This is a genomic window from Streptomyces sp. NPDC048349 (genome assembly GCF_040651925.1).
Taxonomy (GTDB): domain Bacteria; phylum Actinomycetota; class Actinomycetes; order Streptomycetales; family Streptomycetaceae; genus Streptomyces.
On sequence record NZ_JBEZLA010000010.1, the window covers coordinates 140,521 to 154,258 of the forward strand.

Here is a 13,738-nt window from a genome sequence, read left to right on the forward strand (position 1 = left end):
ACTGACCTCCGACGTTCACGACCCACGACGCCTTGAGCAACATGATTCTTTGACTGGCTATGTTCACGGGTTGTGGTTCTGGCTCACCTTTCGTGCAGTGGCCACGGTGAGTGACGGCTGAGCGTCTCCGGACGGTATGTGAAGTCGCCCGAAAATGGATGGTGGTCAGTGGCGCTGGGCTGACAGTCCGGGCCGTGGAAGACGTAGCACTCCAGTTGAAGGCGCTGTTGTTCCCGGCGCTCGCGGACATCGCGGTGCGGTCGGTGGACATGGATATCGAGAACGTGCGCCTTGACGCGCAGTGCACCACGGCCGGCGCCGCCTGCCCGGGATGCGGAGTCGGCTCGGGTCGGGTTCACAGCTCCTACCTGCGGGTTCTCGCTGATGTCCCGAGCGCCGGACGAAGCGTCGTACTCCAGCTGCGGGTCCGGCGATTCCGGTGCGGGAACACCAAGTGCCCACGTCAGACGTTCGTGGAGCAGATATCCGGTCTCACCCGCAGGCACGGCCAGCGCACCGAACGACTGCGTTCCATCCTGACCGCAGTCGGCCTCGCCCTGGCTGGGCGGGCCGGCGCCCGCCTGGCTGCCGTGCTTGGCATGTCCATTAGCCGGAGCACGGTCTTGCGCCTGGTCGAGGCGCTGCCCGAGCCGGAGGTGCCGACGCCTCGGGTGGTCGGCGTCGACGAGTACGCCACCCGCAAGGGCCGCCGCTACGGCACTGTCCTGGTGGACGTCGAGACCCGTCGTCCAATCGATCTCCTGCCTGATCGAGAGGCATCAAGCCTGGCCGCCTGGCTCGCCCAGTGGCCAGGGATCGAGGTCGTCTGCCGGGACCGCGCGCCGTTCTTCGCGGAAGGCGCCACAGCTGGGGCACCCCAGGCGACGCAGGTCGCCGACCCCTGGCATTTATTGCACAACCTCGGGGAAGCCGCTGAGCGGGCGGTCGCCCGCCACCGCCAGTGCCTTCGCGTCCTGGTCCCCGATCCCGAGGCGAAGGGCGACGAACCGGCGCCGCCCGAGGAGAAGACGGACTCGCCATGGCGGAGCGAGCGGTTCGCCAACCGCGTCCGAGCCCGGCATGCCACGGTCCACGCGCTGCTGGAAGCCGGCCACAGCCGCCGCTCCATCGGGCGTCAGCTCCAGATGACCCACCGCACCGTCAAGAGCCTCGCTGACGCTGCGAAGCCGGAAGACCTCTTTCGCGGCCAGTGGCAGCACAGCCGGACCTCCGTCCTTGACGAGTACAAGCCCTACCTGGACGAACGCTGGGACGAGGGCTGCACCAACGCCTGGAAGCTCTGGGAGGAGATCGTTCCCTTGGGCTATCGCGGCAGCTACGGCCGGGTCACCGCCTACCTGCGAGAGAAACGGACCTCGCCACGACCGGTCACGGCGCAACCGCCGGCACCCCGCGTGGTGACGAGATGGATTCTCAGCCGTCCCGAGACGCTGACCGAGATCGAACAGCTCCGGCTCAAAGCCGTCCTGGCCAACTGCCCTGAACTCGATGCCCTGACCGGTCACGTTCGGTCCTTCGCCCAGATGCTCACCGAGCGCCAGGGCGAGCGGCTCCCGCAGTGGCTCGACGCCGTCCGCCAGGACGACCTGCCCAGCCTCCACACTCTCGCGGCCGGCATCGACCGGGACCGCGACGCCGTCATCGCCGGTCTGACCCTGCCCTGGAACTCCGGGGTCGTCGAAGGTCACGTGAACCGGATCAAGATGCTCAAGCGCCAGATGTTCGGCCGCGCAGGCTTTGACCTGCTTCGCAAACGGGTCCTGCTCGCCCCGTAGTCGTGTTGTCAGTGCCTGATGCGAGGATCCGGGCGACCATACGCAAGGAGATCAGCATGGGCACCTGGGATACCGGTCCCTTCGACAACGACACAGCCGCGGACTTCGCCAACGCGCTCGACGAAGCCGAGCCCGAGGCGCGCGAAGCCCTGATCCGAGGCGTCCTGATACGGACGATCGATGCAACCGGCTATCTCACGGAAGCGGAAGAGGCGGTGGCCGCCGCCGCCTTGATCGCGGCGCAATGCCCGGGAGGTGAGCCCGTCGACATGTCCTACGGTCCGGAAACACCGATGCCCGTGTTCCCTTCCGACCTTCGGGTACTCGCCGACGAAGCCCTCGCCCGCATCGTCGGCGACGAGGATGGGCCGGCCTCAAACTGGGTCGACCCGGAGGACTGGAAGCAGTGGCGAGCCATACTGGCGCGCCTTCGCGCAGTGCTTGCCCCGCCACCCCCGTCCATTGCTCTCTTCGATGTTCAGCCGTAACGGAGCGTCACTCAGCACGGAAGCTGAGCCAGAACCCGGGTTGTGAAGTCAGTTGTTCATGGGTTTGGTAGGCGCCCGGATCCACGGTCGGGTGATGTTCACGAGTTTTGAAGTCACTGGGGTTCTTGCCAGGGCAGCATCGGGATGCTCCTGGTGAAAGGGCCTGGTCATGCCGCATGTCGAAGGTCGAGCTGTACGCGGCGATCCGTCGGGACCACCGCGGCGGCATGAAGATCCGGGAGATCGAGCGCAAGTACAACGTGTCGTGGCGGACGGTTCGCAAGGCCGTCGACTCGGTCTGGCCAGAGCCGAGGAAGCAGCTGCCGCCCCGGCCGACCGGGCTGGATCCGTACAAGCTGGTGATCGACGGGATGCTCCAGGCGGATCTGGATGCGCCGCGCAAGCGGCACACGATCACGCGGATCTTCAATCGCCTGGTCGAGGAACACGCCGCGGATGTCTCCTACCAGATGGTCCGGCGCTACGTCTCGGACCGGAAGCCGCAGATCCTCGTCGAGTCGGGGAAGGCGCCGGTCGAAGCGTTCGTGCCGGCCGCGGCGGTCAAGGCCCACGGAGACACCGCCGGCACCAGGGCCCTGATCGAGGTGCTGCTGCTGGCCCGCCACGTCTCGCACGAGCACCCTGCTCGCCGGTCTGGCGACCGGTCTGGCGACCGCTCTGCGGGCTGGGGCTCTGACCGCGGACGCGGTCGCGCTCGAGGCCCGCAAGGTCGCCCAGGCCGAGGACGAGCCGGCCGGGATCACTTCGCGGGCCGTCGCCGGGGGTGAGGCGACGGTGACGTTTCTGCATGAGTGGCGGCTCGCGCATCTTCCTCCGGATACCAGGCCGCTGCCTCTGTGACCCACTACGACCAACTGCTCCGACGCCGTCGCGCCAGCGGTGGTGAACAACGAGAGGGAGAAGCACAGTGACCCTGCCCCGCCAGCGAGGGCTGACCGAGCAGGCCGCCACCACGGCCATCGACACCGCCTGCCGCCTGCTGCGGCTTCCGTCGATCAGGAACGAGTTCTCCGACATCGCCGACCGGGCGATGAAGGACCAGATGACCTACCGCGGCTTCCTCGCCGAGCTGCTGATGGCCGAGTGCGACGACCGGGCCCGGCGCCCTTCGGAACGGCGGATCAAGGCAGCAGGCTTCCCCCGGGACAAGTCCCTGCGGACCTTCGACTTCGACGCGAAACCCAACATCGACGCAGCCGCCATCCCACCCTCGCCAGCTGCGAATGGATCAAGAAGAGCCAGCCGCTCTGCCTGATCGGCGACTCCGGCACCGGAAAGTCCCACATGCTGATCGCCCTGGGAACCGAGGCGGCGATGGCCGGCTACCGGGTGAAGTACGTGCTGGCGGCGAAGCTGGGCAACGAGCTCGTCGAGGCCGCCGACGAGAAGCAGCTGACCAGACGATCGCCCGCTACGGTCGCGTCGACCTGCTCTGCATCGACGAACTCGGCTACATGGAACTCGACCGACGCGGGGCCGAACTGCTCTTCCAGGTCCTGACCGAGCGCGAGGAGAAGAACAGCGTCGCCATCGCCTCGAACGAGTCCTTCGGCGGCTGGACCAAGACGTTCACCGACCCCCGCCTCTGCGCGGCCATCGTCGACCGCCTCACCTTCAACGGCACCATCATCGAGACCGGCACCGACTCCTACCGCCTCGCCGGCACCCGAGCCCGCGCCGAAGCCGCGGCCAGCTAGCTCCCGCCAGGGCCGTCGGCCACTTCTCCAGCCTCAGGGGAAGTTGGCCCGCGGCCATCAGCGCGAAGGGCGGTCCGCTACTCGTCGAGGGTCGCGGGCTCTGGGTCAGCCACGGGCTGGCCAACATCGGATGACCAATTGGGGCGGAAGCGTTCGACCAAGGCTGTGAAGTCGTTCCGCAGATACCGAGAATCGCACGGCATCAGCCGGATCTGCTGGCGGCTGTCAGCCCACCAGATCTTGAAATCGGCAACCGTGCCTTCCGCTGGCCAGTCCTCGATCTCGCCCGATAGCCACAGGGCATCGACAAACCCTCCGACGCTCAGGCCGATGTCCACGAAGATCCCGATCGTACCGGGCCGGGGAACCTTCACCACGGTGCCTTCAAATACCTGCCCGAAGCGCAGGCCCCTCCGGATCCGAGTCCACTCGGCATCTGTCACCACGAACAGATCATCGCACCTTCGTTCGGGACGCCAGCATCCGGGACTCAACGTGAACCGAACCAGCCTCCCCTCACGATGGTCGCCTCAGCGACACGGCACTGCCGCTACTTCTCGTGAACATCCACGAGCCAGATGCCGACCAGCCGCTGCTGAAACCCATCAACAAACGCTGCTGCTGAACGTGAACAAGGCCATTTGACGTTTGGGCAGGCTTGCAGTACTTCGTCCTGCTCGGAGCGGGAACACATCGTGGTCTGCGGAGGCTGTTGGGTGCTGATCGTCGACAACGACCTGCTGGAACGGCAGCTGCGGCAAGGTCAGCTGAGCTGCCCGTCATGCAGGGCGGCCCTGGCCCCGTGGGGGCATGGCCGCCCCCGGGAGAGCGCAGTGGCTCAGGATTGGTAGCCGCGATCTATAACCACGCGTGCGAGGCCTGCCGTGGTCCTGAACAACAGGCCCCTGCTGCCGTCCCGGCGACCGTCCACCCGACTGGGGGAGGCACCGGCATGTGTCGTTAGCTGATGCTCAGCGTTCGGCGCACGCTCGGGTGGTGGCCAGGCGGTAGGAGTCCGTGCCGGTCTCGATGATGTTGCCGCCGAAGGTGAGCCGGTCAACGATGCCGCGCAGAGGCGGGGGCCGGTGAAGGCTTGCGAACTGGACGCACTCGCCGGGCACGTTCGTTCCTTCGCCCACATGCTCACCCAGTTGCAAGGTCACCAACTGCCGGCATGGATCGAAGCCGCGACCACCGCCGAGCTGCCCAGCCTCCAGCGGTTCGCCCGGCACTTGGAGCGCGACCTCGACCCCGTCATCACCGGACTCTCGCAGCCGTGGAACTCCGGAGTCGTCGAGGGCCATGTCAACCGGATCAGGCAGGCCCAGGCTGCCTACGGGGCGCTCCTCACGGGGGCTCTCCCAGCCGACCCCGGGCCCGAAGACGACGACAAGCCGTGGATGCCCAGAGTATTCGTCCCTGCCGGAATCGCTGCCTTCGGGTCCCTGGTCTTGGCAGTGATGACGGGGGCCGACAGTGCTGTGTTTGTCCCGCTGGTTGTCGTGGTGTTCTTCCTGACAAGCATCATGGCGGCTGCGGTGACGCGGAACCTGGCCCGGCTATTCCAGTTCATGCCGTGGTTCGGGCAGGGCCCCGGCAGCGGAGTGCCGTACCGCGCTGTCGGGCGATGGCACCGCGCGCAGGGTCCGGTCTGGGACGGTGCCAGGTGACGGGGACGGCATGTGGGCGCGGCGTGTCGGTGGTCTGCTCGGTCATCCTGCGGCCTCTCGTCCACCTGGGGTGTAGGTGTGGGCGGCACGGCGCAGCTCGACGCCGCCAGCCCGCCAGCCGGCGGGTTGCGCCCAGTAGGGGTGGAGCACCGTTCCGTTTCCCCGAAGACCTGATCACCCTGCAACAGGCGTGGCAGCAGACCTACGCCGCCGTCGCCCAGGCCCCCACCGGAGCCGGCACGGCCGCACTGCGGCGTCGGCTGATCAGCCTGTCGGCCCGGCTGTGCACCCACCCGCGTGACCCGCGAGCGCATCAACGCGTTAGCGGAAAAGGTGCGTGAAGGAGGAGGCGAGGTCACGCACTACCTCCCCATCATCAACGCCTTCGCGGCAACCATTCCGACAGCCTCCTCGACCAAATCAAGGACGACGAGGAAATCGACTACGTAGAGGCGGACCGGAGCGTCACGCTGCCGGAGGCGTAGGACCTGCACGCCGCCCCCAAGACCGCAACGTCACGGCTAGCCGTCAGGATGTGGGTGGCCGCCCTGCGGCCACCCCCGCTGCTTCGGCGGACCCTGAAGGGGACGGCAGGAGGGAGGGAGGGAGGGAGGGAGGGAGGGAGGCCGTCGCGGATGGTGCTCAGGCCGCCGGTAGAGCCGATGCCGGCCCAGGCCGCGGAAGCCTTGCCAGGCCCGGCCGCGCTGCGCGCGGGGGTGGCCTATGAGGAGAAGTTATGGACAGGGCTTTGCGGTGTCCGGTGTCCGGCCGGTCACGCTGAGCAAACCCTCCAGTATTGAGACCGTGCACGATCTGGTGTCAGCGGCGGCTGTTACGGTCCGGCCATGACGCGCCCCGACCACGTACTTGCTGTCCTGCGCCGGAATCCTGATCTGGTGAGGCTGGCTGCATCCTTCGATTTTGATCTTGACCGGGCCGAGCACGCGGAAGAGGTCCGTCTGGCGAGCGGAGTGCCGCTGACGGCAGTGGCGGGCGACGACACCGGGGGAACCTATTTCATATGTGCCGACGGGGCTGTGCTGTACGCAAGCTCCGAGGGCGAGGCGGGTCTCATCGGTGCCAGCATGGACGAGGCTCTGGAGATCCTTTTCGGTCTGCCGGGCTGGCACGACTACACCGATCTCGACCTCGCGGCCGATGACGAAGCGCTCGAGGCGGTGTTCAACCGGACCGAAGAGGAGATTCGGGGCTCCTACCCTGAGCTGGACGCCGATCGCAGCACGCTGCTCAGCGGGTTGGGTCTGCGCCGGCTCCCCAGAAGGGAGCTGCTGCACAGGCTCCAGGCGTCCCTTCTGCGGACCGAGCCGGAGTTCCTGCTGCTGAACGCGGATGAAGGCTGCGCGTACGAGTTGCTGGACCGTCTTCGGCGTCCGCCGCTCTGGCAGGCGGTTCTCGCTCCCGGCCGGGCCGATCTGGCCCGGATGCGGGCGGACCTCGCCTGCTGGGACGCGATTGCGGGTGATCCGGTACGGCGGGCCACCGTTCTGCGCGCTGCCCAGTACGACCGGCAGCCGGGCGACCTGCAGCTTCTGCGCGTACTCCTGCGGCAGGAAGTCCGCCGCGGGCCCACTGAAGAGCTCCGCCTCGCCGCGGTCCTGGTCGCCCTGCACGGTGAGTCGGAGGACCATGCTCTGCTGTGGTCCCTGCGGGAGTCCAACCCCGATGTCCACTTCCTGCTCGGCGGTTTCCCCGCTTCCGCACGAGCCCTCACGCAGTGGGCGGCGGACGTCGACGATTCGAACTACGGCCAGGATCCCCACGATGAATACGACCTCACCTGGACGGCGCTGGCCCGCCGCCAGGGGCGGACCGAACTGGCCCGCGCCCCCCTGATACGTATCCTCGACGGCACGGGCCCGCGCGATGGGGCCCTGCTCGAGTGTCTCGCCAACGAGCTCAAGATCCTCGGTGATCTCGGGCAGGCGATCCGGGCACGCCGCTTGCACGCGTCCTTGCAGGACGACGCCGACAAGCGTGGCGCCGCCCTCGTCGACCTTGCCTCTTTGCAACGCCGCCACGGCGAGGTAGAGGCAGCGTGGCAGTCCCTTCGACGGGCGGTCACGGTACTCGACGGCCCGCCGCCACTGCCGCCTGCCCGTCAGCTAGAGCTCGATCTTGATCTAACGAAACCGTCTTGTCAGACCTTCACTTGGCGGGAGCTCGGTCTGGGGGTGACGGTCACCGAGGAACACTTCCTCATCACGCTGGCCGCCGTGCCGCTCGGTCTACACGAGGTGGCCCATGCAGCACTCCGGTCGGGAGTAGCCATGCTCGACGGCCTTGCTCACCCCACCGAGAATCTGCGCCAGGCCGCAGAGGCTGCGCAGACGCTTGCAGCACCCCGGCCCGCCTGAGAACCGCCCTCTTCTACGGGTGTCGGCCGGTGGACAGCGCGATGAGCGTGCCCAGCCGCCTGAGGGCGTCGTTTTAACGCGGCGGCCGCCCTGGTCGTCGGGCGGGTAGACGATCACGCGCAGGTCGGGGCTCATGCGTCCACCCTGCGGGGTGGCGGTCAGTCGAGCATGCCCGCGGTCTCCGGGCGGCACTGCGGGCATGCCCGCACTCCTTCGGCCAGGGCCGGCCGGGCGGCGTCGGTCGTGGCGGGCTTGCAGCGGCTGCGGGTGTCCCAGCATTCCCCGGTCGGCACCGGACGGCGGGCCGGCCGGTGCCGATCCCGTGCTCGATCAGCCAGTCCGGAGGCGGCGGCGCAGGCCGCCGCTCGGCCTGAGCGGCGATCATCTGCTACTCGGTGGCGATCCAGTCGCGGGGGTGCTTCAGGTCCTGGAGCTGTACGTGTTCGAGGAAGCGCAGCAGTTCCAGGCGGAGGGTGACGGGGGTGTTTTCATCGGGGTGAAGTAGAGCCGGGGCTTCGGCGTGAACGGGAGCCGGTGGTTCTTCGGTGAGTTCGGGAGCCACTCGGTGTGATGGTGTGGAACATGCCGCTTTCGGAGTAATCGCGGTGGCTTGGGCTATTCGGCCGTCACGCTGTGCCTGTTGATCACGGTCCAGGTCAGGGAGACCGCTGGTGCACAGGTCACGTGAGTGGCTGTTCGAAAGGATCCGCCGGGCTCAGCGCGAGCAGGGGCTGTCGGGGCGGGAGCTCGCGGCGCGGTTCAAGGTGTCGCGGAATACGGTGAAGAAGGCGTTGGAGTCGCCGGTGCCGCCGAAATGCAAGGCGCCGCCGCCGCGCAAGAGCGTGCTGGAGCCGGTGAAGGGCTTCATTGACGCGATGCTGCGCGAGGATCTGGACGCGCCGGCGAAGCAGAAGCACACGATCCCGCGGATCATGGAGCGTCTGGCCGCGGAGCACGACTTCGAACTGGGTCGGCAGACCACGGTGTGGGAGTACGTAAGGAAGCGACGCCCCGAGATCAAGGCGGAGGCTCTGGAGGGGCGTCGGCACCTGGACGGGATGGTGCCGCAGGCGAAGAGGCCGGGCGAGGAGGCGGAGGTCGACTTCGCGGACTTCTGGCTGGACCTGGCGGGTCAGCGGCGCAAGTGCGTGCTGTTCACGCTGCGGCTGTCCTACTCCGGCAAGGCGGTCCACCGGGTCTACGCCACCGCCTCGCAGGAGGCGTTCCTGGAAGGGCACGTGGAGGCGTTCACGGTGCTGGGCGGGGTGCCGTCGGTGCACATGCGCTACGACAACTTGAAGCCGGCGGTCAAGCAGGTGCTGTTCGGCCGCTCCCGGCTGGAATCGGCCAGGTGGGCGTCGTTCAAGTCCTGGTACCAGTTCTCGGCGTTCTACTGCGCGCCAGGCGAGGATGGTGCCCACGAGAAGGGCGGGGTGGAGCACGAGGGCGGGCGGTTCCGCCGCAAGCACCTGGTCCCGCCGCCGCAGGTGGAGTCGCTGGCGGAGCTGAACGAGCGCCTGGCGGCGATCGACGTCGCCGAGGACGCCCGGCACATCCACGGTCGGCCGACCTCGATCGGGTTCGACTTCGAGGCCGAGCGCGAGCGGCTGCGGTCGCTGCCGGTGGACGACTACGACTGCGGGATCGACCTGACGCCGGTGGTCGCGCGCAACTCCCGGATCACGGTGAGGCAGTGCTACTACTCGGTGCCGGCGAAGTTCATCGGCGCGAAGGTCCGCGTCAAGCCGCGGGCGAACGAGTCGTGGGTGTTCGACGGACGCAAGGTCGTCGCCCGCCACCCGCGCCTGACGCGCCGCTACACCTACCACGACTTCCTGGACCACTACCTGGAGATCCTGCTGGTCAAGCGGGGCGCGTTCGCGGGAGCCTCGGCACTCGCGCAAGCCCGCGCGGAGGGCGGCTTCACCAAGGTCCACGAGGCGTTCTGGGCGGCGGCGAAGAAGAAGGCCGGCGACCGTGAGGGCACCCGGATGCTGATCGAGGTGCTGCTGCACCGCCAGCTGCCCGCCGAGGCGATGGTGAAGGCGATGGAGACCTGCCTGCGAATCGGGTCGGTCTCCACCGACCTGGTCGCCATCGAGGCCCGCAAGGCGATGGAGGGCACCGACGCCGACGACGCTGAGCTGCTGGCCGACGCCGAAGAGGAGACCGAGGACGGCTCGGCGGCGACGGGCGGCGGGGCCCGGGTGATCTCCCTGCACGCGCGCCGCCTGCCGCCCGACCCGCGCCAGGGGTTGCCCGACATGAGCAAGTACGACCGGCTGCTGAGTTCGGCCGCCAGCCGCGACAGCGAGACCCACAAAGGCCACGGCGCATGAACCCGACCATCACCGTCACGGACCAGGACGACGAGCCGGACACCGGCGGCAAGGTCCCCGGCCGCCGACTGTCACTGCCCGGAGACCCGGAGGACATGCTCATCGACGAGGCATGCCGCGAGCTTCGACTGCCGGCCTTCCGCGAGCGGTTCATCGACCTGGCCGCCGGCGCCCGGCGCGACCAGGCCACCTACAAGCAGTTCCTGCTGGACATGCTGCAGGCCGAGCTCACCGACCGCGACCTCCGCCGCCAGCAGCGGCTGCTGCGGCTGGCCCGCTTCCCGCAGCCCAAGCGGCTGGAGGACTTCGACTTCTCGAAGAACCCGAACGTCACCCCCGAGGTCGTCGCGGACCTGAAGTCCCCGACCTGGGTGCGCGAGGGCAGGCCGCTGGTGCTGATCGGCGACTCCGGCACCGGCAAGTCCCACCTGCTGATCGGGATCGGCACCGCGATCGCCGAGACCGGCCTGTCAGTGCGCTACACCACCACCTCGGCGCTGGTGAACGAGCTCGCCGAAGCCGACGCCAACCGCCGCCTGTCCTCCGTGATCGCCCGCTACAGCAAGATCGATCTTTTGTGTCTGGACGAGTTCGGCTACCTCAACCTGGACCGCAAGGGCGCCAAGCTGTTGTTCCAGATCTTCACCGAGCGCGAGGAGCGCAAGGCCACCGCGGTCGCCACGAACTCGCCGTTCACCGAGGGGGACAAGACCTTCGGCGACGCCCGCCTCTGCGCGGCCATCGCCGACCGGATCACCTTCCGCTGCACGCTGATCCAGACCGGCACCGAGTCCTACCGCTACCAAGCCACCCAGGAATCCCTCTTCACCGCTCAGAGCTGACAACCCGCCAGGCAGCACGAAGGACTGGCCCCCCCGATGGCCGGCTCTGAGCAGAAGAAGCGGTTCTGGCTCAGCTTTTGTTTGCGCGGTGAGGCGCCATTGGTTCAGTGCTGGAGAGCGCAGTCATCCGCTGCCAGGTGCAGGTGCCGAAGGGTTTCCAGTTCGGTGGTGGGGAAGGCGTGCAGCTGCCACTTCTGGAGGTAGCCGTCCTCGCCGTGGGTTCGCCGCACGTTCTCGGCAGCCATCAGGACCGCATGCGCCAGGGAGGTGCGAGGACGTGTGGACGTCCACACGAGGGTGCCCTTGCCGTCCGGTGCGTCGAAGCTGGTCGACATGTCCGGGAAGCGACGGACCGTGATGTGCACGTCACTGTTTCGGCGACGAAGAATCCACCGCGCCTCTGCCGGTTCAAGGTCGAACGAGAACCGCTGGATGCCATGAGGGCCGTAAAGGCCGGTCACGCCTTTCAACAAGTCGGCGAGCGCGTTTGTGCAGTAGCTGACGCTCTCCCGGTGCTTCGTCGAGCCGTCCCAAATCCTGCACGTTGCCCAGCCGGAGCCGCTCAGTTCCCAGCTGAAGTGCAAGGACCTCGTCACTGAACCCCCCTGATCGTCTGCGGACAACGCTACAGCGGTGCTGAAGACGGGGGGACGGCCGGGTACGCCACGCGCCAGCCAGTTGGACCAGTGCTTCAGGCACTCCGAGGAACCCAGCGGGCTCGATCACGGCATCCGTCGCAGTGCTCTCGCTTCGTGTGGGGCGGGCCCTGGCCACGACTTGTCAGGGAGGCAACCCGGGCCCGCGACCATACGTTATCGACGACGCTGACCCGGTCTTTTCGGACACTCCGCCCAGACCCGCCCGGTCACCCGATCAGTGGCTCCCATTCCCGCCGAAGTGGCCCCCCGGACTCACCGAAGAGCACCAATCCCGGGCGAGTACACCACCGCCACAAACGGTCTACACCCGGCTCCCGTTCACACCGAAGCAGTGGCTCTCATATGACCCGATACAAAATCACGGGGGAGTGCTGGTCCATCTCAGACGCCGTACTGCACCCGCCGCTCCTTGCGGCACGCCTCGCACAGGGGGCCGGCCGGAGCGCCGTACCGCGCTGTCGGGCGATGGCACAGGGCGCAGCACACGGTCTGGGACGGCGCCCAGGTGACAGGACCGGCCTGCGGGCTGGGCGTCGTGGTCGTCTGCTCGGTCATGCTGCGGCCTCCCGTCCGGCAGGGGTGTGGGTGTGGGCGGTACGGCGCAGCTCGACGCTGCCCGCCCTCTACGTGGCCTTTGACGCGTCCGGTGCCCTGTTAGCCGCCGTCCGAGATCGTCACGTGTCACCGACGGCTTCGTTCGCCCCGGACTCCTTCCAGCCGCGGGAGTCGTGGCGGTTGCCGGGCATCGGTCGGCCGACGACGACCACCCGGCGGGTGTCGGCATGCTGACGACCTGGTGCGCGGTGGAGTAGCGGTAGTTCTTGGACTGCTCGGCCATGCTGCGGTCTCGGGTGGGTACGAGGGTGCCGTCCACGATGAGCACGGTGTCTTTACTGAACCGCTTGCGCGGCTGGAGTGCCAGTTTCGGACCAAGATGTTCGATGATCCGGGCGTCGGTCGACTTGGAGACCCCGAAGAGCGGAGCCAGCTGGCGCAGCGTCAAGTTCGTGCGCAGTACGCCACGACCAGGAGCACCCGGTCTTCCAGTGACAGGCTCCACGGCCGACAGCGCCGTGCCCCGTCCGCGGCCTCACGGCGAACCACCGTCACCAGCTTGCCGAAGCTGCGAGGGCTCGGGGCAGCCGATATCGGCTGCCCCGATGTTCCCCGAGGCCGGAGGCGGCTCCCCACCTCGCAGTCTCAGAGGAGGATCAGTCGAGGCAGAACTCGTTGCCCTCGATGTCCTGCATCGTGATGCACGACTCGTTGACGCCATCGGCGCGCTGCGTCAGCACGTGTTTCGCGCCGAGCGCCATCAGCCGTGCGCATTCGGCCTCGAGTGTGGCAAGGCGCTCCTCACCCACGAGCCCGGCGCCGGCCCGCACATCGAGATGCACCCGGTTCTTGACGACCTTGCCTTCGGGAACTCGCTGGAAGAGCAAGCGCGGGGCCACACCCGAGGGATCAGTGCACGCGAAGTAGATCTCGTCCTCGGGCGGCAGCGAGCGGTGGTACTCCTCCCACGTGGCGAAGCCCTCCGGGACCGTCGGCACGACGTACCCCAGCACCTCGCACCAGAAGGCGGCGAGGCGCGCAGGCTCCGCGCAGTCGAAGGTCACTTGGAACTGTTTGATCGTTGACATCGGCGCACGATAACAGGGCCCTGCTCATCTCCCCAGGTCGGGAGGTCCAGACGTTGTCGGGAGGAGGCGTCTGCTAAGGCGTGTCCGCAAAGTCATGGAAGCCAGAGCCGTAAGCAGGCGAGGGTGACCAGGGCTTGGTAGTGGCGGGCTCGTTTGTCGTAGCGGGTGGCGAGGGCCTTGTTCTGCTTGAGCCGGTTGAAGCAGCGTT

Annotated in this window: 13 protein-coding genes and 4 pseudogenes; 8 read left to right on the forward strand and 9 right to left on the reverse strand. The window is 67.9% G+C overall.

Annotated features, from left to right (window positions below; translation table 11 throughout):
• Window positions 1-194 precede the first annotated feature (194 nt).
• The 4 genes and pseudogenes from AB0D44_RS08820 to istB (AB0D44_RS08835) all read left to right on the forward strand — a co-directional run bounded on the left by AB0D44_RS08820 (window position 195) and on the right by istB (AB0D44_RS08835) (window position 4,002).
• On the forward strand, window positions 195-1,796 hold the full coding sequence (locus AB0D44_RS08820) for an ISL3 family transposase (protein WP_362586546.1): 1,602 nt from the start codon (window positions 195-197) through the stop codon (window positions 1,794-1,796).
• A gap of 56 nt (window positions 1,797-1,852) precedes the next feature.
• Complete coding sequence (locus tag AB0D44_RS08825) at window positions 1,853-2,284, forward strand: DUF4259 domain-containing protein (protein ID WP_362586548.1); 432 nt, start codon at window positions 1,853-1,855, stop codon at window positions 2,282-2,284.
• Between the two features lie 176 nt (window positions 2,285-2,460).
• Window positions 2,461-3,072, forward strand: coding sequence for a hypothetical protein (locus AB0D44_RS08830; protein ID WP_362586551.1), 612 nt, complete (start codon window positions 2,461-2,463; stop codon window positions 3,070-3,072).
• A 140-nt stretch (window positions 3,073-3,212) separates the two neighbouring features.
• Window positions 3,213-4,002, forward strand: a pseudogene (istB, locus tag AB0D44_RS08835) (IS21-like element helper ATPase IstB).
• Window positions 4,003-4,079: 77 nt separating this feature from the next.
• Here istB (AB0D44_RS08835) and AB0D44_RS08840 read toward each other — a convergent pair.
• Both AB0D44_RS08840 and AB0D44_RS08845 read right to left on the reverse strand, forming a co-directional pair.
• Window positions 4,080-4,448, reverse strand: coding sequence for a hypothetical protein (locus AB0D44_RS08840; RefSeq protein ID WP_362586554.1), 369 nt, complete (start codon window positions 4,446-4,448; stop codon window positions 4,080-4,082).
• 525 nt (window positions 4,449-4,973) lie between these two features.
• Window positions 4,974-5,101, reverse strand: a pseudogene (locus AB0D44_RS08845) (AAA family ATPase); the annotation flags it as partial.
• Window positions 5,102-5,141: 40 nt separating this feature from the next.
• Between AB0D44_RS08845 and AB0D44_RS08850 the strand changes: the two are divergent.
• Window positions 5,142-5,672, forward strand: coding sequence for a hypothetical protein (locus AB0D44_RS08850; RefSeq protein WP_362586557.1), 531 nt, complete (start codon window positions 5,142-5,144; stop codon window positions 5,670-5,672).
• 845 nt (window positions 5,673-6,517) lie between these two features.
• Window positions 6,518-8,047, forward strand: coding sequence for a hypothetical protein (locus AB0D44_RS08855; protein ID WP_362586560.1), 1,530 nt, complete (start codon window positions 6,518-6,520; stop codon window positions 8,045-8,047).
• 158 nt (window positions 8,048-8,205) lie between these two features.
• On the opposite strand, the gene AB0D44_RS08860 is transcribed toward AB0D44_RS08855, so the two are convergent.
• Together AB0D44_RS08860 and AB0D44_RS08865 are read right to left on the reverse strand one after the other, a co-directional pair.
• Entirely contained in the window at window positions 8,206-8,340 is a 135-nt protein-coding gene (locus AB0D44_RS08860; protein WP_362586563.1) for a DUF6233 domain-containing protein, read from the reverse strand.
• 95 nt (window positions 8,341-8,435) lie between these two features.
• Window positions 8,436-8,609, reverse strand: coding sequence for a hypothetical protein (locus tag AB0D44_RS08865; RefSeq protein ID WP_362586566.1), 174 nt, complete (start codon window positions 8,607-8,609; stop codon window positions 8,436-8,438).
• Window positions 8,610-8,739: 130 nt separating this feature from the next.
• On the opposite strand from AB0D44_RS08865, the gene istA reads away from it, so the two are divergent.
• Together istA and istB (AB0D44_RS08875) are read left to right on the forward strand one after the other, a co-directional pair.
• Window positions 8,740-10,386 carry an IS21 family transposase gene (istA, locus tag AB0D44_RS08870; protein WP_362586602.1) on the forward strand — a complete coding sequence of 549 codons (1,647 nt, stop codon included), beginning with the start codon at window positions 8,740-8,742 and terminating at the stop codon, window positions 10,384-10,386.
• The gene (istB, locus tag AB0D44_RS08875) at window positions 10,383-11,228 is read left to right on the forward strand and encodes an IS21-like element helper ATPase IstB (RefSeq protein ID WP_362586569.1); all 846 of its coding nucleotides are present in this window, start codon (window positions 10,383-10,385) and stop codon (window positions 11,226-11,228) included. Before istA ends, istB (AB0D44_RS08875) begins: the two co-directional genes overlap by 4 nt.
• A gap of 104 nt (window positions 11,229-11,332) precedes the next feature.
• Here istB (AB0D44_RS08875) and AB0D44_RS08880 read toward each other — a convergent pair whose 3' ends face one another.
• From AB0D44_RS08880 to AB0D44_RS08900, 5 genes and pseudogenes are all read right to left on the reverse strand, one after another.
• Window positions 11,333-11,824: a hypothetical protein gene (locus AB0D44_RS08880; RefSeq protein ID WP_362586572.1), complete on the reverse strand. Its 492-nt coding sequence runs from the start codon at window positions 11,822-11,824 to the stop codon at window positions 11,333-11,335.
• A 444-nt stretch (window positions 11,825-12,268) separates the two neighbouring features.
• Window positions 12,269-12,442 carry a hypothetical protein gene (locus AB0D44_RS08885; protein ID WP_362586575.1) on the reverse strand — a complete coding sequence of 58 codons (174 nt, stop codon included), beginning with the start codon at window positions 12,440-12,442 and terminating at the stop codon, window positions 12,269-12,271.
• 102 nt (window positions 12,443-12,544) lie between these two features.
• Window positions 12,545-13,078 (reverse strand): annotated as a pseudogene (locus AB0D44_RS08890) (transposase family protein); the annotation flags it as partial.
• Between the two features lie 20 nt (window positions 13,079-13,098).
• Window positions 13,099-13,530, reverse strand: a complete 432-nt coding sequence (locus AB0D44_RS08895; protein WP_362586578.1) for a VOC family protein — start codon at window positions 13,528-13,530, stop codon at window positions 13,099-13,101.
• A 92-nt stretch (window positions 13,531-13,622) separates the two neighbouring features.
• Window positions 13,623-13,738: pseudogene (locus AB0D44_RS08900) on the reverse strand (IS5/IS1182 family transposase); the annotation flags it as partial.